The 17492-nt window shown below is 75.5% G+C and carries 16 protein-coding genes; 7 read left to right on the top strand and 9 right to left on the bottom strand.

The annotated features are described in order from the left end of the window. Window positions 1-73 precede the first annotated feature (73 nt). Window positions 74-448: an MmcQ/YjbR family DNA-binding protein gene (locus B073_RS0108630; protein WP_018537686.1), complete on the top strand. Its 375-nt coding sequence runs from the start codon at window positions 74-76 to the stop codon at window positions 446-448. Here the strand turns inward: B073_RS0108630 and B073_RS0108625 are convergent. Next, window positions 435-1481 (bottom strand): zinc-binding alcohol dehydrogenase family protein, encoded by a 1047-nt coding sequence (locus B073_RS0108625; protein ID WP_018537685.1) that lies wholly within the window; start codon window positions 1479-1481, stop codon window positions 435-437. The genes B073_RS0108630 and B073_RS0108625 overlap by 14 nt on opposite strands. A 210-nt stretch (window positions 1482-1691) precedes the next feature. Here B073_RS0108625 and B073_RS0108620 point away from each other — a divergent pair, with 210 nt between their 5' ends. Together B073_RS0108620 and B073_RS0108615 are read left to right on the top strand one after the other, a co-directional pair. Next, on the top strand, window positions 1692-1958 hold the full coding sequence (locus B073_RS0108620) for a GlsB/YeaQ/YmgE family stress response membrane protein (RefSeq protein ID WP_018537684.1): 267 nt from the start codon (window positions 1692-1694) through the stop codon (window positions 1956-1958). A gap of 134 nt (window positions 1959-2092) precedes the next feature. Further along, complete coding sequence (locus B073_RS0108615) at window positions 2093-2674, top strand: TerD family protein (protein WP_026247198.1); 582 nt, start codon at window positions 2093-2095, stop codon at window positions 2672-2674. Between the two features lie 48 nt (window positions 2675-2722). On the opposite strand, the gene B073_RS0108610 is transcribed toward B073_RS0108615, so the two are convergent. Together B073_RS0108610 and tatA are read right to left on the bottom strand one after the other, a co-directional pair. After that, entirely contained in the window at window positions 2723-3514 is a 792-nt protein-coding gene (locus B073_RS0108610; RefSeq protein ID WP_018537682.1) for a hypothetical protein, read from the bottom strand. Window positions 3515-3724: 210 nt separating this feature from the next. Beyond that, window positions 3725-4042, bottom strand: a complete 318-nt coding sequence (tatA, locus tag B073_RS0108605; RefSeq protein WP_018537681.1) for a Sec-independent protein translocase subunit TatA — start codon at window positions 4040-4042, stop codon at window positions 3725-3727. Between the two features lie 158 nt (window positions 4043-4200). On the opposite strand from tatA, the gene B073_RS0108600 reads away from it, so the two are divergent. Beyond that, window positions 4201-5697 carry an LCP family protein gene (locus tag B073_RS0108600; RefSeq protein WP_018537680.1) on the top strand — a complete coding sequence of 499 codons (1497 nt, stop codon included), beginning with the start codon at window positions 4201-4203 and terminating at the stop codon, window positions 5695-5697. Window positions 5698-5813: 116 nt separating this feature from the next. Then, on the top strand, window positions 5814-7211 hold the full coding sequence (locus B073_RS0108595; RefSeq protein WP_018537679.1) for a hypothetical protein: 1398 nt from the start codon (window positions 5814-5816) through the stop codon (window positions 7209-7211). A 13-nt stretch (window positions 7212-7224) separates the two neighbouring features. Here the strand turns inward: B073_RS0108595 and mgtA are convergent, their stop codons facing one another. After that, entirely contained in the window at window positions 7225-9993 is a 2769-nt protein-coding gene (gene mgtA, locus B073_RS39440) for a magnesium-translocating P-type ATPase (protein WP_234025025.1), read from the bottom strand. Next, entirely contained in the window at window positions 9977-10342 is a 366-nt protein-coding gene (locus B073_RS46290) for a metalloregulator ArsR/SmtB family transcription factor (RefSeq protein ID WP_018537677.1), read from the bottom strand. The genes mgtA and B073_RS46290 overlap by 17 nt, the downstream gene beginning before the upstream one ends. 215 nt (window positions 10343-10557) lie before the next feature. Here B073_RS46290 and B073_RS0108580 point away from each other — a divergent pair, with 215 nt between their 5' ends. Further along, window positions 10558-12111, top strand: coding sequence for a hypothetical protein (locus B073_RS0108580; protein ID WP_018537676.1), 1554 nt, complete (start codon window positions 10558-10560; stop codon window positions 12109-12111). A gap of 179 nt (window positions 12112-12290) precedes the next feature. Then, window positions 12291-13460 carry a PP2C family protein-serine/threonine phosphatase gene (locus B073_RS0108575; RefSeq protein ID WP_018537675.1) on the top strand — a complete coding sequence of 390 codons (1170 nt, stop codon included), beginning with the start codon at window positions 12291-12293 and terminating at the stop codon, window positions 13458-13460. A gap of 29 nt (window positions 13461-13489) precedes the next feature. On the opposite strand, the gene B073_RS0108570 is transcribed toward B073_RS0108575, so the two are convergent. The 4 genes from B073_RS0108570 to B073_RS0108555 all read right to left on the bottom strand — a co-directional run bounded on the left by B073_RS0108570 (window position 13490) and on the right by B073_RS0108555 (window position 17451). Beyond that, window positions 13490-14614: a PP2C family protein-serine/threonine phosphatase gene (locus B073_RS0108570; RefSeq protein ID WP_018537674.1), complete on the bottom strand. Its 1125-nt coding sequence runs from the start codon at window positions 14612-14614 to the stop codon at window positions 13490-13492. 54 nt (window positions 14615-14668) lie between these two features. Continuing rightward, window positions 14669-15109, bottom strand: coding sequence for a hypothetical protein (locus B073_RS39435; protein WP_018537673.1), 441 nt, complete (start codon window positions 15107-15109; stop codon window positions 14669-14671). Window positions 15110-15304: 195 nt separating this feature from the next. Further along, window positions 15305-16165 (bottom strand): hypothetical protein, encoded by an 861-nt coding sequence (locus tag B073_RS0108560; protein WP_018537672.1) that lies wholly within the window; start codon window positions 16163-16165, stop codon window positions 15305-15307. Further along, window positions 16165-17451, bottom strand: a complete 1287-nt coding sequence (locus B073_RS0108555; protein ID WP_018537671.1) for a VWA domain-containing protein — start codon at window positions 17449-17451, stop codon at window positions 16165-16167. Before B073_RS0108555 ends, B073_RS0108560 begins: the two co-directional genes overlap by 1 nt. Window positions 17452-17492 lie beyond the last annotated feature (41 nt).

The raw sequence follows: 17492 nt of genomic DNA, 5'->3' as shown, positions 1-17492 counted from the left end.
GTGCCGGAGCCCGGTGGCCGGGGCCGTCCGGGCGGCGATCGGGAGATGATCGTCCGCGCCGTACCCTGGTGACGTGACCACGACCCCTTCCGGCTCCGGCCCGGTGCCGGACTCCGACGACGTCCGCCGTATCGCGCTCGCCCTCCCGCAGACCGCGGAGAAGCAGGCGTGGGGCATGCCCACCTTCCGGGTCGCCGGGAAGATGTTCCTCACCGTGCCCGACGACGAGACCTCGTTCGCCGTGCGGTGCCCCATGCACGAGCGCGGCGAGCTGATCGCGGCGGAGCCGGAGAAGTTCTGGGTGCCGCCCCACGAGGCCGGTTCGAACTGGGTCCGGGTGCGCCTGGCCGCCCTGGACGACGTCGACGAGCTGCGCGACATCCTGCTCGACTCCTGGAAGCAGGCGGCCCCCGCCGACCTCGTCGCGGCCTATCTCACGACGGGCTGAAGTCCGGGTCGGGCAGCAGCACGGCCGCCCCCCGGACCCGGTCGCCCGCCAGGTCGGCGAGCGCCTCGGGCGCCCGGCCGAGCGGATACGGCGTGGTCGTGACCCGGATACCGATCCGTGCCGCGGCCGCCAGGAACTCCCGTCCGTCGCGCCGGGTGTTCGCCGTCACGCTGCACAGGCTCCGTTCGTAGAAGAGGTGCTCCTCGTAGGTGAGCGGCGGGATGTCGGTGAGGTGGATGCCGGCGACGGCGAGCGTCCCCGACCGGTCCAGCGCCGCCAGCGCCACCGGCACCAGCTCGCCCACCGGCGCGAAGAGGATCGCGGAGTCGAGCGGTTCCGGCGGGCGGTCGTGGGCGCCGCCGGCGGACACCGCGCCCAGCTCGCGCGCCAGTTCACGGGCCCGCGCGGACCGGGTCAGCACATGCACCCGGGCCCCTTCGGCCACCGCGACCTGCGCCGCCAGATGTGCCGAACCCCCGAAGCCGTAGAGGCCGAGCCGCCCGCCCGGGGGCAGGGCGCACCGGCGCAGCGCCCGGTAGCCGATGATCCCGGCGCACAGCAGGGGGGCCAGCGTCTCCGGGTCCGCCTCTTCCGGCAGGGGATAGGCGTAGTCCGCCGGCAGCAGCGTCAGGTCCGCGAACCCGCCGTCCGCGTCCCATCCGGTGTACCGCGAGGCGGGGCAGAGGTTCTCGGCCCCGGCCCGGCAGTACCGGCACTCCCCGCAGGTGGCCCGCAGCCAGGCCCCGCCGACCCGGTCGCCGGTCCGGAACTCCGTCACCGCCGCACCCGCGGCAGCCACCCGGCCCACGATCTCGTGTCCCGGTACGGTCGCCGGCCGGTGCGGTGGAAGATCACCCTCAGCGAGATGCAGATCCGTACGACAGACACCGCAAGCCTCCACACTCACCAGCAGGTCCCCGGGGCCCGGCTCCGGAACGGGCCGGCGCACCGCCGCGAGCGGCCCCGAGGCGACCGGCCCCGGCCGCTCGACGGCCCACCCGGAGAGCGTCTCCGGGTGCCCGGCGCGTGCCATGTCCCCAGCGTCCCGCCCGCCCGTCACCGGGGCAAACGCTGCCCCGGCCGGCCTGGCTGGTGCGCGGACCATCAACTTCTACAGTGATGTAGATTTTCGGTCCGTACGCAACGGTGGTCGTCACCGGCGCGTCCTTGGAGGACGAGGTCCCGCACGGCGGCCGCCGTGGGCGACGACAGCCGTACCCAACGACCGAGGAAAGGATGTCCCGTGGGCATCATCAGCTGGATCGTGCTCGGGCTCCTGGCCGGGGCGATAGCCAAGTTCCTGCTTCCCGGGCGCGATCCGGGCGGACTGGTGGGCACCACGCTCATCGGTATCGCCGGGTCGTTCATCGGCGGCTGGCTGTCGGCGAAGTTCCTGCACCGCCCGATCGCGCACAACTTCTTCGACCTCGCCACCTGGGTCTCGGCCGTCGCCGGCGCCCTGGTCCTGCTCATCGTCTACCGGCTGCTGTTCGGCAACTCCCGGGACTGAGCGGGCGCCCGGCAGCGACGTCCGTCCCGGTATGTCGGCTCTGTCCGCGAGGCGGCGCGGGATTTGCCGGCCGAAGCCGGAACTGCCGTGCCGGCGCATCCGTTTCCAGTGGAGACCGACATATGGGGAATCAGATGAGTGTGAATTTGAGCAAGGGCCAGAAGGTCAGCCTGAGCAAGGCCGACGGCGGCGCACTGAGCGTGGTCCGGATGGGCCTGGGCTGGCAGGCCGCGCGCCGCAAGGGCTTTCTCGCCCGGCTCACCGCCCGGGAGATCGACCTCGACGCCTCGGCGGTGCTCTTCGCCGGCCAGCAGCCCGTCGACGTCGTCTTCTTCAACCACCTGGTCAGCGACGACGGCTCGGTGCGGCACACCGGCGACAATCTCGTCGGCGGCGCGGGTCAGGGCGGTGACGACGAGTCGATCCTGGTCGACCTGTCGCGGGTGCCGGTCCACGTCGACCAGATCTTCTTCACCGTCAACTCCTTCACCGGGCAGACCTTCCAGGAGGTGGAGAACGCCTTCTGCCGCCTGCTGGACGAGACCAACGGCCAGGAGCTGGCCCGCTACACCCTCTCCGCCGGCGGTTCGCACACCGCCCAGATCATGGCCAAGGTCTTCCGGTCGGGCGGCGGTTGGGAGATGGCGGCCCTCGGTACGCCCACCCAGGGCCGCACGTTCGAGGACCTGATGCCGGCCATCGCCGCGCATCTGTGAGCCGGCGCCGCCCGCGCCGCCGGGGGAGTCCTCTCCTGGCGGCGCGGGTCAGGGCGCACCGGGTGCCGTCGGCCCGGAGAAGCCCGGCCGGCCGAAGTCCGGGCTGCTGAAGTCCGGGGAGCCGAAGCCGGGATCGTCGTCGGGTGCCGGACGGGCCGGGCCCGTGCCGCCGGCCGCCCCGGCCCCGGCCGGCCGGGGCAGCGCGGGCCGCACGGTGTCCTCCGCGTCCGCCGCGGCATCGAGCCGGCCCAGCAGGAACGGCATGATCCCCCGCTCCAGCAGGGCCAGTTGCCAGGCTTCGTGGGCCCGCACGACCTCCGGGGCGGCCTCGGCGGGGGAGCCGGCGCCGGCCGCGCGGTTGCGCGAGGCCGCCACCAGCAGCCAGCCCAGCCCCGCCAGGCCGGCGATGCAGGCGACCGCGGCGGACGTCCAGCCCGCCGTGACCAGCTCGTCCGCCAGCCGGGACGGCTCGGCCACCGCCCGCAATCCGAAGCCGATGACGAGGAAGACGGTCGCCGCGATGGCGGCCAGGCCCGGCACCAGCACGCCCAGCGCGGGCAGCACCCCGCCGCTGCGGGACGCCGTCCCGGCGCGCCGGGGCACCGGCAGTGTGCCGTCGGCCGCGGCGGCGCGCAGCCGGGCCAGTTCGCGGTGTTCGGCGGCCGCCGTGGCGGCGAGGGCGTCGCGTGCCCGAAGCGCCGCGCTGCGCAACTGCTCGGCGGTGAACGGCCCGGCCGTCCGCGCCAGCGCCGCCCTGATCTCCGGGGAGCTCAGGGCCTGGTCCACGGTGCGCTCGAAGGCGGCGGTGTCCGGTGCCTGTAAGCGGTCGTTCTGGTGCACGTGTCTTCCCCGATGGGTTGAGAGTCAAGGTTGCCCGACGGCCCGGTGCGCGGCCGCGCCGTCGGACGGTGGCCGGATCGGGCCGCCCTCCGGGCAACGCCGCGCGCTTCTTGATGGTTCCCTTATTGCGCAATCCCTAAAGTGTTGTTCATGGGTGGGGTGGGCGCGGTGCAGTCCGGGCGTGGCGCGCCGCCCGGACGCGCGGGCGGCTCAGTGCGCGGCGCCCGGGCCGGTCTCCTGGTCCGTACGGACTGCGGACGGATGTCCGGAGTTGACGCCGCCGGGTGCCGCGTGGATCGTGCGCGGCGGCTCCGCCGGTGCCTGCGCCGGCTCCTGCTGCCCCGCGGTGTAGGTGGTGGTGGGCGGCGTTGCGTCGTCGCCCTTCATCGCCTTGGCCTCGCTCTTGAGGATGCGCAGCGACTTGCCCAGCGCGCGGGCGGTGTCCGGCAGCTTCTTGGAGCCGAACAGGAGAATCACCACGAGTGCCACGATCAGCAGATGCCAGGGTTCCAGTCCGTTGCGCAGCATCGCTGCCACCCTTCTCTCGTTGTCACCACGGTCGGAATTCACGGCCGCGGTCGCGGAGACCGGGCCGTGAATATCACTTGCTACATTGCGCAACTGTATAACCCTGTGCGCGGGAGATCCCTCCGCCGTCAGGGGAGCGCACGGACGAGGGTGCACACGTGACACGCAGCGACACCGCAGGCGCCGCACACGACGGCGGGGACGGACCCGCCGAGGAAGGGGCGCGCCGGGCCGGCGGGGTCCGGGCGACGGCCGCGGCACTCGTCTCGGCCCTGGTGCTGCTGGTCGCCGGGGCCGGCTGGCTCTACCTCCGGCTCAACGGCGACATCACCACCTTCGGCGAGGACGGCCTCAGCCACGACCGGCCCGCCGCCGGCGGCGGCACCAACGTCCTGGTCATCGGCTCCGACTCGCGCGCCGGCGGCAACCGCCGGCTCGGCGGCGGCGAGGGCGACGTGGGCCGCTCCGACACCGCCTTCCTGCTGCACGTCCACGGCGACGGCCGGCACGCCCTCGCGGTCTCCTTCCCCCGGGACGCCCTCGTGGAGATCCCGCCCTGCCGGCTGCCCGACGGCCGGTGGACCCCGCGGCAGCCCGCCGCCATGTTCAACTCCGCCTTCACCGTGGGCCGCACGGCCGGCGGCAACCCCGCCTGCACCCAGAACACCGTGGAGCGGCTGACCGGACTGCGGGTGGACCACACCGTCGTCGTCGACTTCGCCGGCTTCGCCACGCTCACCACCGCGGTCGGCGGGGTGCCCGTCTGCCTGCCGCAGGACATCTACGAAGGCGACCTCGACCCGCACCGGGGAGCCCGCGGCCGCCTGGTCTTCCCCCGGGGCCCGCAGACCGTCTCCGGGCAGCGGGCGCTGGACTACGTCCGCCTGCGGCACGGCCTCGGGGACGGTTCGGACATCGGCCGGATCAAGCGCCAGCAGGCGTTCACCGCCGCGCTCATCAAGAAGGTCAGGGCCCGGGGCATGAACCCCTCCGCGCTGCTCCCGCTGGCCCGGGCGGCCACCGCCGCGATGACCGTCGACCCCGGACTGGGCTCGGCGGACCGCCTCCTCGCCTTCGCGCTGTCGATGAAGGACGTCGATCTGCACAACACCAAGTTCCTGACCCTGCCCTGGCGCTACCAGGGCGCCCGGGTCGCGGTCGTCCACCCGGACGCCGACCGGCTGTGGACCGAACTGCGCGCCGACCGCCCCGTGGACGGCGCCGCCGCCCGGCCCGGCGCGGCGGACGAGGGCAAGGCCGGGCTCCCCGCCCCGGCGCCGCAGGCCCCGCCGTCCACCGGCGGCGTCGGCATCGCGGTCTACAACGGCACCACCGTCCCCGGGCTCGCCGCACACGCCGCCGCCGAACTGCGGGCGGCCGGCTTCCACGTCACCCGCACCGACACCGCCGCCGCCCAGCAGCACACCGCCACCGTCATCGCCTACGGCGCCGGGCAGCAGGCCCCGGCCCGGACGGTCGCCCGCTACTTCCCCGGCGCGGTCCTCCAGCAGGCCGCCGCCCCCGGCGTCACGCTCATCATCGGCCGGGACTACGCCGACGGGCCCGCGCTCGGCGCCGGCGCCCCGGCGGACCGCCCGGCCGGTGCCGCACGCTCCGCCGCCGACGACCCCTGCTCCGATCTCTCGTACGGTTAAGGGCGTGCCAAATGGGTCAGAGCCCGGCGCAGCGCCTCCGCGGCGGTCACCGGCACCGATGCGTCACTTTTCCGCCATGTCCCGCATATCACCATGAAGTTGAGGAGACCAGTCCCATGTCAGCCCTTCGCCGGCCCTCGCCCGGCGCACTGCCGAGAGTTCTCCCCGGCGCTCTGCCCCGACTGCTGACCGGCTTCCTGCTGGCGGCCGTGGTGCTGCTCGTCGGGGCGGCCGTCCTGCCGCAGCCCGCGCACGCCGCCGGCAGCGGCCTGGACACCGTCGCCGAGGCACTCAAGAAGAGCCCGGTGTACGTCGACCCGCGGGTCCGCGACCAGCTCCCGGACGCCGACCGCGACGCCCTGGCGCGGAAGATACGCGACGCCGACAAGCCGGTCTTCGTCGCCGTCCTGCCGGACACCCCCGAATTCCCCCAGGCAACCCTGATGCGCGTCCTGCGCGCCAAGGTCGGCATCACCGGCGTCTACGTCGTCCACCTCGGCGCCAACGGCTTCAACGCCGGCGCCGACCGACAGGTCCTCGCCCACAACGCCGTCATCAACCTCAAAACCGCCGCCAAGGACTCCCACCCCGGCGACGCCAAGGGCATGGTCACCGACTTCGCCCGGCAGGCCGCCGCGCAGGCCCGCGGTGAGGCCCCCGCCTCCTGGGCCGACGGCGGTGGCGACGGCGGCGGCTCCGCCACCGGGCTGCTGATCGGCGGCGCCGTGGTGGTGGCCGGCGGCGTGGGCGGCTACGCCCTCTTCCGCCGGGCCAAGAAGCAGCGCGAGGAGCGCGAGCGCGCCGAGCTGGAGGCGCTGCGGGTGGTCGTCGACGAGGACATCACCGCCTTCGGCGAGGAACTCGACCGGCTCGACTTCCGCCCGTCCGAGCCCGGCGCCACCGACGCCATGCGCACCGACTACACCAGCGCCCTGGACTCCTACGACCTCGCCAAGACGCGGATGGCCGAGGCCCGCCGCCCCGAGGACGTCCGCCCGGTGACCGAGGCCCTTCAGGACGGCCGGTTCGCGCTGGCCACCCTGGCCGCCCGCCGCACCGGCGCCCCGCTCCCCGAGCGCCGGCTGCCCTGCTTCTTCGACCCGCGGCACGGCCCCTCCACCACCGACGTGCAGTGGGCCCCGCCCGGCGGCGCCCCGCGCCCGGTCCCGGCGTGCGCCGCCGACGCCACCCGCGTGGCCGACGGCCTGGAGCCGATGACCCGCACCGTCCGGACCGCGGGCGGCCCGCAGCCCTACTGGAACGCCGGACCGGCCTACTCCCCGTGGGCCGGCGGCTACTTCGGCGGCGGCAGCGTGCTCACCGCCATGGTCGCCGGGACCCTGCTCGGCTCGGTGCTCAGCGCCCCGTCCGCGTACGCCGACTCCCCGTCGTTCTTCAACGGCCCCGAGGGCGGCACCGAGTCCGGTGCCGACTTCAACCCCACGGACTTCGGCGGCGGTTTCGGCGACGGCGGCGGCTTCGACGGCGGAGGGTTCGACGGCGGCGACTGGTGAGCCGCCCGCCCGGTCAGCGGTCCTGACCACCCACGAGGGCGTGTTCCGCGGAGCGTTCCGACGCTCCGCGGGGCACGCCCTCGCCGCTCTCCCGGCGTGCGTACCGCGCCCGCGCGAACGCCAGCGCCGCCCCGTAGAGCGTCAGCACCACCGTGAGCAGCAGGTAGTACAGCGCCGGCGGGGCCGACATGGCCAGCAGCGGCGCCAGCGGCGACACCGGCAGCAGCAGACCGACCACCGCCAGCCCGGTCACCGCCAGCGGGACCGGCCCCAGCCCGCGCCCCTCCGCGGTTCGCCGCCCCGTACGCAGCAGCAGCATCACCAGCCCCTGGGTGAGCAGGTTCTCGGTGAACCACCCGGCGTGGAACATCGTCGGCACGTCCGTCCCCGGCGTGGCATGGGCGACGAACGCCAGCACCCCGAAGGTCGCCAGGTCCGCCGCGGCGTTGATCAGGCCGAAGGCAGTGATGAAGCGCAGGAAGACCCGCGGCCGCAGCACCGCCGGCCGGCGCGCGGCGCCCCGGGCCGGCCGGTCGTGGGCGAGCGAGAGCTGCGCCGCGTCGAAGCAGAGGTTCTGCACCAGGACCTGCGCCGGAAGCATCGGCAGGAACGGCAGCAGCAGCCCGGCCGCCAGCATCGCGATCACATTGCCGAGGTTGGACGACAGCGTGATCCGCAGATAGGCGGCGATGCTGCCGCTGGCGTTCCGGCCGGTGGTGATCGCCCGCTCGATGGCGGTCAGGTCCTTGTCGGCCAGCACCACGTCGGCGCCCTCCCGGGCCACCGGCACCGCGCCGCGCGGGCAGATCCCGACGTCCGCCGCGTGCAGCGCCGGCAGGTCGTTGACCCCGTCGCCCAGGAACCCGGTGGTGTGCCCGGCCGCCCGCAGCGCCGCGACGATCCGCGCCTTGTCCTGCGCGGTGCAGCGCGCCACGACCGTCGCCCCGGCGACCGCCTCGGCCAGCGCCGGCCCGTCCAGCCCCGCCAGCCGGTCGGCGGTCAGCACCTCGCCCGGCGCCAGCCCCAGGTCCCGGCAGGCCCGCGCCGCGGTGCCCGGGTGGTCGCCGGTGAGCACCTTCACCGCCACCTCGCGCTCGGCCAGCGCCCGCAGGGCGTCCGCCGCCGACGGCGCCAGCGCGTCGCCGAGCGCCACGAAGCCGAGGAAGGTCAGGCCCCGCACGTCCGCGTCGGTGTGCTCGCCGAGCCGGGGCCGGCGGTCGCCGCGGGCCACCGCCAGCAGCCGCACACCGCCGTCCGCCTCCCCGGCGGCGTACCGCAGCAGCCGCTCCCTGGCCGCCTCGTCCAGCACGCTCTCGTGCCCGCCGGACCGCAGCCGCCCGCACCGGGCCAGCACGTCCTCCACCGCACCTTTGACGACGAGGGTGTGGGTGCCGTGCCGCCCCGGGCGGCGGATCACCGCCGTGGACATCCGCACCGCCGGGTCGAACGGCAGCGCCGCGATCCCCTCGTGCTCCAGCGGGTCGGTGTCCTGCTCGTCCGCGGCCGCCAGCACCGCCTCGTCCAGCGCGTCCGGCACCGGCAGTTCGGCCAGCTCGATCGTCCAGAAGGCGTTCACCGCCGCCCAGTGCAGCACTTCCGGGTCGGGTGCGCCGTCCGGTCCCGTGGACCGCACCACCACCGGCCGGTCCTGGGTCAGGGTGCCCGTCTTGTCCAGGCACAGCACGTCGATCGCGCCGAGGTCGTGCAGCGCGGGCAGCCGCTTGACGATCACCCCGCTGGTCCGGGCCAGCAGCGCGGCGCCCCGGGCCAGCGCGGTGGTCACGATCACCGGCAGCATCTCCGGCGTCAGCCCCACCGCCACGGCCACCGCGAACGGCAGCGTCTCCAGCCCCCGTCCGCGCAGCGCGGCATTGGCCATCAGCACCAGCGGCGGCGTCAGCAGCATGAAGCGGATCAGCGTCCAGGCGATGCCGTGCACCGACCGGTCGAAGGCGGTCTCGCCGCGCCGCCGGGCCCGCCCGCGGTACGCGGCGGCGAAGCGGGTGTCCGCGCCGGTCGCCACCACCAGGCCGGTGCCGCTCCCGGTCGCCACGCTGCTGCCCTGGAAGCACAGGTGCGGCGGCTCGGACGCGTCCGGGGCCGCGCCGGGCGGGGCGTCCAGCGCCTGCTTGGGCACCGGCGCGGACTCTCCGGTCAACGCCGCCTGATGCACCGTCAGTCCGGTGGCGCGCAACAGCCGGACATCGGCCGGGACCAGGTCCCCCGGGCCCAGCCGCACCACGTCGCCGACCACCAACTGGTCGATCGGCAGCTCCCGCAGCCGCGGCCGCGCGTCCGCGCCGGCCCGGCGCTGCACCGTCGCGGTGGTGGCCACCAGCTCCCGCAGCGCCGCCATCGCCCTACCGGCCTGGTGTTCACCGCCGGACCGCAGCGCACAGCTGACCAGCACCAACGTCATGATCACCAACGCCGTGCCCCACGACGCGACCGCCGCCGACACCAGTCCCAGGCACAGCAGTACCGTCGTGAACGGATCGCGCAGAGCGCCCAGGAAGCGCCGCGGCCAGGACACCGGACGCCACGACGGCACGGTGTTCTCACCGAAGCGGGCCAGCCGCTCCTCGGCCTCCGCCTCCGTCAGCCCGCGCGGCCCGCTGTCCAGCCGCCGCATCAGCTGCATCGCCGTCAGGGCCGTCAGTGCCGCCGGGTCCACCGCCCCGGGCCCGTCCGCCGGCCCCGTCGCGTCCGCGCGCACCGCTCCGGCGTCCGGGGGCACCGCTCCGGGCCCCGGCGCCGCGGTGATCTCAGGCACCGAGCTCACGCAGGCGGGCCGGCGCCACGCCCTCGCCGTGGGCGGCGAGATGGACGACGAGGGTCCGCACCATCGCGACGGTGTCCGGGTCGTCGACGAAATAGACCACGCGGCGGCCCTCGCGGCGGGCGCGGACCAGGCCGGCGAGCTTGAGTTTGGACAGGTGCTGGCTGATGGCGGGCAGGGCGCCGCCGACGCGTTCGGCGAGTCCGCTGACGTCGCTCTCGCCCTGGGCCAGGGCCCAGACGATGTGCAGCCGTGGGGGCGAGGCCAGCAGTCCGAACAGCGCGGCCGCATCGGCCAGCACCTCGGCGGACGGGTCGGCGACCACGGCCTTCCCCTCGATGCCCCTCACCACTGCCGCACTCCGTCCCCCGGGGAGCCCGTTGCCCCGGAACGCCCAGTCTAGGGTGTGTCCGAGGGCCCCTGACCCGATCCGCCGGCAGGTCGAAACCGCGTACCGAACCGGCGAGCGCGGAGTGCCGGGCCGACCCGCGGCCCGCATGATGGGCGCCGGGTCCCGACGCGGCCCCGACCCCCACGGGCGCCCACTCCACCCCGCGAGGTCTGCTCATGGAAGAGAGCCGGTCCCTGCCGGACAGCCGGGCGGTGCGGACGGCCCCGGCAACCGCCCCCGCCCGCCTCCGCCCGCCCACCGGGAGGCGCCGGGCCGTGCGCCCGCTGCCCTGGCTGGCCGCCACCGGCGGGGCGTTCACCCTCCTCCAACTGCTCCTGGTCGTCCCCGGCACGGGCCTCGGATGGGACGAGACCGTCTACGTCAGCCAGGTCGCCCGCGACGTGCCGGCCGCCTTCTTCAGCGCGCCCCGGGCCCGCGGCATCACCTACCTCATCGCCCCCGTCACCGCCCTGACTTCCTCCACCACCGCCCTGCGGATCGCCCTCGCGGTCCTCTCCGGCGCCGGCCTCTGGGTTGCGCTGCGGGTCTGGCGCCCCCTCCTCCCCACCCGGGTGCTGGCCCTGGCCGGCGCCCTCTTCGCCACCTTGTGGATCACCCTCTACTACGGCTCCCAGGCGATGCCCAACCTCTGGGCCGCCTACGGGGCGCTCGCCGCCACCGGCTGCTTCCTGCGCGCCGTCCGGGACCGCGCGGACCGCCGGGCACTCGCCGGGCTGCCGACGGCCGTCGCCGTGGTGGCGCTGATGCGCCCGCCGGACGCCGGGTGGCTGGTGCTGGTGCCGGCCACCGCGGCCCTGCTGGTGCCCCGGTGGCGGCGACCCGCCCTGGTCCCGCTGATGGCCGGCGGGTTCCTGCTCGGCGCCGCGGACTGGATCGTCGAGGCGTACACCCGCTACGGGGGACTGTCCGCGCGGCTGCACCGGGCCGCCGAGATCCAGGGCGGCATCGGCTGGCACCCGGCCCTGGACGACCAGATCCGCAGCCTGGACGGACGCGGGCTGTGCCGGCCCTGCGACGTGCCCTGGACCCATCCCGTCACCGCCGCGTGGTTCCTCGCGCTGCCGCTGCTGACCGCCCTCGGCGTCCGGGCCGCGGTCCGCGCCGGACGCCCGGCCACCGCGCTGCTGCCGGCCGCCGTCGCGGTGGCGACCGCGGCGCCGTACCTCTTCCTCATCGACTACGCCGCGCCCCGCTTCCTGCTCCCCGCCTACGCGCTGCTGGCCCTCCCCGTGGCCGACGGCCTGTGCCGGACGGCCGCTCCCCGGGGCCGGCCGCGCCCGCGCACCACCGCCCTGCTCGCCGCGGCACTCGCCGCCCACCTCGCCGTCCAGTGCGCGGTGCTGACCGGGGACACCGCCCGCAACCGCCATATGCGCCGGGACTTCACGGCCGCCGCCGGCGCCCTGCACGCGCTCGGCGTGCGGCCCCCCTGCGTGCTCACCGGCGGCCACGCCGTCCAACTCGCCTACTACGCGGGCTGCTTCTCCCGGCAGACCGCCGGCCCCGATGCCGCCGCCACCCCGGCGCAGCTGCGCGCCGAGGTCGGCCGGCGCCCGGTGGCGGTGCTCGTCCCGCCGTCCGCCGCCCCGCCGGCCCTCGCCCGCGGCTGGCGGCCCGTGGCCCTGGCCGGCACCGGCACCTTCCGCGGCTACCGGGCCTATCTCTCGCCCGCCCCGCGGACCGCTGCCCCGGCACCGGCCGTCCGGTGACCCCGCCGCGTATGCCGGCGAACGCCCGTCCACCCGGAATTCATCCGCTCTCCGCCCACCGGTAAGGACCGCGGGCTTCCGCGGCGTGTTTGATCGACATACGGGATCGACATATGGGGGAGCCCCCACCACCCACCGCGTCGGCTCTCCCCATCAGCAGCAGTTCCGGAAGTGGGCCCATGAGCGCGATCAGCACCGGCCACGCCGAGCGTGCGCGGCGGCTGCGCGCCGCCGAGGACGCCGCCGAGCGGATCGGCACCACCCTGGACGCCCACACCACCTGTGCCGAACTCGCCCGCTTCGTCTGCGGTGCGCTGTGCGACGCGGCCGCGGTGGAACTCCTGCCGCACGAGGCCGTCGACGCGGCGCCGGGCGGGGCCGACGCGGACCCCGACGGCACGGGGGCCTACCCCGGCGCACTCCGGCGGGTCGCCGCGGAGGGCCGCACTCGCCTCCTGGAACCGCGCGGCGCCACCGCCTCGGCCCCGGTGTCGATCCCGCTGCTGGCGCACGGCCGGCTGCACGGCGTCCTGCGCGCGGCCCGCGCCGGCGGCGGCTTCACCGCGCACGAGACCGCCACCCTCCACCACGCGGCGCGGCTGGCGGCCGTCCACCTCGCCCACGCCCGCCGGCACGCCGCCGCCCGGCGCACCGCTCTGGACCTCCAGCGCGCCCTCCTCGCCGAGCCCGGCCGGCCGCACCCCAACCTGGAGCTCGCCACCCGCTACCTGCCGGCCGAGAGCGGCGCCCTGGTCGGCGGCGACTGGTGCGAGTCGGTACGGCTGCACTTCGGGCGGACGCTGCTGGTCATGGGCGATGTGATGGGTCACGGCCTGGAGGCGGCGGTCGAGATGAACGCCTACCGCTCCGGTCTGCGCTATGTCGCCGCCGCGGAGCTGCCGCCCCACCGGGTGCTGCGCCAGCTCGACACCGTGGTGGCCCGCGACGACCGGCGCCGTCCGGCGACCTGCCTGCTGGCCCAGATCGACCCGGCCCGCGGGATCGCCTCGTTCGCCAGCGCCGGCCACCTCCCGCCGGTGGTCTTCGGCGCCGACGGCACCGCCCGGCTGCTGCCGGTGACCGCCGGACCCCCGCTGGGCACCGGCGCCGGCGGCTACGAACCGGTCACCCGCACCCTCACCCCCGACGACACCCTGCTGATGTTCACCGACGGCCTGGTCGAGCGGCGCGGCGAGGACATCGACGCCTCCCTGGCCCGGCTCGCCTGGATGCGGCTGCCGGCCGGCGCCGGTGTGGCCGAGGCCCTCGACGAGGTGCTGCGGCACCTGGGCGGACGGCCGGCCGAGGACGATGTGGCGGTGCTGGCGGCGCGCATCCGCCGCCGCTGAGCCGGCAGCGCCACCCCGTCACGGGAGCGCTACGGGGCCGGGGCGTCCGGGCCGGGCTCCGGCGGCCGGGTGATCGCGATCATCGCGACGTCGTCGCCCAGGTTGCCGTCTGCGAACCGCAGCAGATCGTCGTGCAGGCGCCGGACCAGCGCGGCCGGGTCCGGCTCGTTCCAGTGCGTCAGCCGGTCGGTCAGCGGATAGAACGTCCCCGAGCGGTCCCGGGTCTCGATCACGCCGTCGGTGTAGAGCAGCAGCACCTCGCCCGGGGCGAAGGCGAAGGTCTCGACCTTGTAGTCGCCCTCCGCCGGGGCGGTCAGCCCGAGCGGCACCGCCGGCTCGGCGACCTCCAGCGACCGGACCCGCCCCTCGCGCAGCAGCAGCGGCGGCGGGTGCCCGCAGTTGACCAGCTCGATGTTCGGGCCGGTGTCGTGGACGTCCATGACGAGGGCGGTGATGAAGGACTCCGGGTCCTCCTCGGGGGCGTGCGCCTGGTTCCAGTACACCGAGTTGCCCAGGTGCGCGACGGCCGCCGGCAGCGGCAGGTGCTGGTAAGCCGAGCCCCGGAACGCCCCGACCAGCGCCGCCGCCTCCCCGATCGCGGCCAGGCCCTTGCCGCGGACGTCCCCGATCACCAGCCGGACCCCGCCGGGCAGCGGCACCGCCCCGTACAGGTCGCCGCCGATCTCGGCCTCCGCCTCCGCCGAGATGTACGCCGACTCGATCCGCAGCCGCCCGATCCGGCGCGGCAGCGGCCACAGCAGCACCTGCTGCGCCGCCACCGCCACCGACCGCACCTGACTCAGCTGCCGCTGGTGCCGGTCCCGGGCGTAGCGGAAGACCGTGACCAGCACGGAGAGCACGAACAGCGCGGCGATCTGCGCCTCGTGGTTCGGGGTCGTCAGCCCGCCGTGCAGATGGCCGATGAGGACCTGGGCGGCCACCGCCAGGGCGCCGACCGCCGCCGTGAGGCGGGCCCCGGCGAACGAGGCGGTGAGCGCCGGGGCGGCCACCAGGAACGGGCCCAGGTGGATGGTGGTGGGCGAGTTGATGTCCAGCGCGGTGACCGCCGCGATCAGCGCGAGCGGAACGGCGATCAGCCCGCGGCTCAGCCGCCAGGGCCGGCCACTGCGGGAGGGACCGCGCCGGACGCGCATACCTCCTCTTTACACCTGCGGCGGCCCGTGCGCCCGCAGGGCCGCCGCCCCGGCTCAGAGCGTGACGGTACGGCGGGCGTCGGCGTAGTGGGCACCGCGCGGGGTGACGACGGCCGCCGCGACGGTCACCCGGTCCTTCTTGTCGAACGCGGAACCGCGCTTCGGGTGCAGGACCAGGCGCACCCGGTGGACGTCCGCGTCGCACACCAGCTTCTTGTTGGCGACGGTGCCGGTGGCCACGGCCGGGCGGTGGCCCTTGGCGGGCCGACTGGTGGCGGTCGCGGCCAGGTGCACGGTCGACCCCGGGTCGCAGGAGTAGGCGATCTCGGCGGTGACGGCCGCGGGGCGCCCGGCGCCGAGCGCGACCTTGCCGACGGCCACCGAGTTGGCCTTGGCGAAGGCCGGGGAGGCCAGGGCCCCGACGGCGCCGGCGGCGAGCAGCAGGGCCGTGGCGGCGGTGCCGGCGACCCGGCGGACGGGACGGTTGGGCTTCACTGTGGTTCTCTCCACGTGTGTGGTGCGCGCCCGTTCGGGGTGCGCGGACGGTTTGCCTGTCGTCCGGAGTGAGGGCAATTCGCGCGGTGAGGTTGCCGGTTGGGCCCGGCAGGTTCCGGAAGGTCGGGTTCCGGCGGCCGGGCGGCCCCGGTGGGGCGGGGAAGCCCCACCGCGACCGCCCGGCCGCCGACCCGTTCAGGCGCGCGGCAGATGCGCCGGCCGGCCCGATCCGCGCGTCATGCGGTAGCCGCCGATGCCCGCCAGCGCCGCCAGTACACCGCCCACCGCGGTCCACACCCAGCGGTCCGACCACCAGCCCGAGGACCAGCCGCCGTCCGGCGCGCCGTCCGCGGCCGGCTGCTCCGCCGAGCTGCTCGGCCGCGGCGCGGGCGAGGCCGTACCCGCGCCGGCCACCAGCGGAGCCGACAGCCTGCCGTCCACCGCCCGGGCCCCGCCCGCGTCGGTCGCGGACGCCTTGACCTCCGCCTGGACGGGCTGGCCCAGGTCCTCCTGCGGCAGGTCGACGACGGTCAGCCGGACGTAGTAGTTGCCCGGCAGCGGGTCGTTCGACCACTGCTCGGCCCAGCCGCGCACGGTGCGCAGCGCACAGGACAGTTCGACCGACCCGGCGTCCTGCGCGGCCGTCCTGGTCGTCGCGCCGTAGCGGCACGCCTGCCGGCGCCGCAGCCCGTCGTAGACGTCCAGCTGCCAGGTGGCGGTGCCGTGCCGCGCGGACTGCGGCAGCGTCACCTTGGCGTTGACGGTGACCTGCTGTCCGGCGTCGGCCGGCAGCACCCAGTACAGGTAGTCGCCGGTGGAGGCGCCGGCGGTGGCCCGCTGGTCCAGGGCGATCGGGGTGGCGGTACGGAAGGACGTACCGGCCTCCGTCGGGCCCTTGGCGGTGTCCCCGTCACCGGTACTGGCGCTGGGGCTCGGGCTGTCGGCGACGGCCGCGCCGGCCCCCGCCACACCGCCGGCGAACGCCAGCGCCGCCGCGCTCGCCAGCAGCCCCGCCGCCCGCGCCGCCCGGGCCGTCATGTCGCGTACGTTCCACATCAGTTGGTCCTCCAGACGGTGATGCGCCAACGGGAGATCCAGCCCCACACCAGGCCGCCCAGCAGGCCGGCGAGCACCAGAGCGCCCAGCAGCCACCAGCCCCGGCCGAGGCCGAAGGAGGCCACGTCGGAGGCGTCGTGCGGACCGTCGACGACGTCGACGGCCAGCTCCACCGGCAGGCCGGGCTCGGTCTTGACCGAGGGGACCGCCGAGAAGGAGTTGCTGACCTGGAGGCAGACCGTCTCGGGCGCCTCGTCCGAGGCACCGCCCTTGGCCTTGGCGTAGCGCAGCCCGGTGGAGATGACGTCGGTTCGTCCGTCACCGGCCTCCGCGCCGCGGACGATCTCCCGGCCGTGCACGGTCGAGGCTCGCAGCAGCACCCCGTAGTCGTTGTCGACCGCGCGGTCCGCGCCGATGCTCACCGCGGCGCGCAGCTCCTGGCCCGGCTTGACGTCGACCCGGTACCAGCGGTGCTCGGCGAACTTCTCCCGGTCGCTGTAGAGACCCGGCTTGAGCACCGGCGCGGTGGCGCACTGCGCGGCGCCCTGCGTCGCCACCGGAGTGGCCGTCTTCCGTGCCGTGCGGTTCACCAACTGGTGTACCCGGTCCCGCAGTTGGGCGGTGTGCTGCACCGAGGTGTACGTGCCGCCGGTGGCCTCGGCGATGCAGCTCAGCTGGCGGCGGGTCTTGGCGTCCGGGAGCAGGCCGAGGGTGTCCACGGTGAGGTGGATGCCCTGGGCGGCGATGTCCCGGGCGACCTGGCAGGGGTCCAGCGGCTGGCAGGTGTCCTCACCGTCGGTGATCAGGACGATCCGGCGCTGTCCGTCGCCGCCCTTGAGGTCCTGGGCGGCGGCCTGCAGCGCCGGGCCGATCGGCGTCCAGCCGGTGGGCACGAGCGTGGCCACCGCGGTCTTGGCCTCGGTCCGGTCGAGCGGCCCGACCGGGTAGAGCAGCTTGGTGTCCGTGCAGCCGACCTTGCGGTCGTTGCCGGGGTAGGTGGCGCCGAGCGTCCGTATGCCGAGCTGGACGTCCTTCGGCACGGCGTCCAGCACCTCGTTGAACGCCTGCTTCGCCGCGGCCATCCGGCTCTGCCCGTCGATGTCCCGGGCCCGCATCGAACCGCTGACGTCGAGGGTCAGCTCCACCTTGGGGGCGGCCGGTGCGGTGGGTTCGCCGGCCGACGCCGGCGTGGGTGACAGCGCCATCGCCATCGCGGCGAGCAGCCCGCACACCCCGGCCGCCAGCCTTTTTCTGGTGATCCGTCTGGTGATCGTCGTGGTGATCATCGCCGGATCGTATGGAGTAAATCGGCCCGACTCCAAAACGA

The sequence above is a fragment of the Streptomyces sp. MspMP-M5 genome, assembly GCF_000373585.1.
GTDB lineage: Bacteria > Actinomycetota > Actinomycetes > Streptomycetales > Streptomycetaceae > Streptomyces.
Note: the sequence above shows the minus strand (reverse complement) of the source record. Positions and strands in the feature narration are given on the sequence as shown.

Coding starts and splice junctions, on each gene's coding strand:
- B073_RS0108615 (WP_026247198.1), top strand. CDS start 2,093: ATGAGTGTGAATTTGAGCAAGGGCCAGAAGGTCAGCCTGAGCAAGGCC.
- B073_RS0108575 (WP_018537675.1), top strand. CDS start 12,291: ATGAGCGCGATCAGCACCGGCCACGCCGAGCGTGCGCGGCGGCTGCGC.
- B073_RS0108555 (WP_018537671.1), bottom strand. CDS start 17,451: ATGATCACCACGACGATCACCAGACGGATCACCAGAAAAAGGCTGGCG.
- tatA (WP_018537681.1), bottom strand. CDS start 4,042: ATGCTGCGCAACGGACTGGAACCCTGGCATCTGCTGATCGTGGCACTC.
- B073_RS0108595 (WP_018537679.1), top strand. CDS start 5,814: ATGTCAGCCCTTCGCCGGCCCTCGCCCGGCGCACTGCCGAGAGTTCTC.
- B073_RS0108570 (WP_018537674.1), bottom strand. CDS start 14,614: ATGCGCGTCCGGCGCGGTCCCTCCCGCAGTGGCCGGCCCTGGCGGCTG.
- B073_RS0108560 (WP_018537672.1), bottom strand. CDS start 16,165: ATGTGGAACGTACGCGACATGACGGCCCGGGCGGCGCGGGCGGCGGGG.
- B073_RS0108580 (WP_018537676.1), top strand. CDS start 10,558: ATGGAAGAGAGCCGGTCCCTGCCGGACAGCCGGGCGGTGCGGACGGCC.
- B073_RS0108625 (WP_018537685.1), bottom strand. CDS start 1,481: ATGGCACGCGCCGGGCACCCGGAGACGCTCTCCGGGTGGGCCGTCGAG.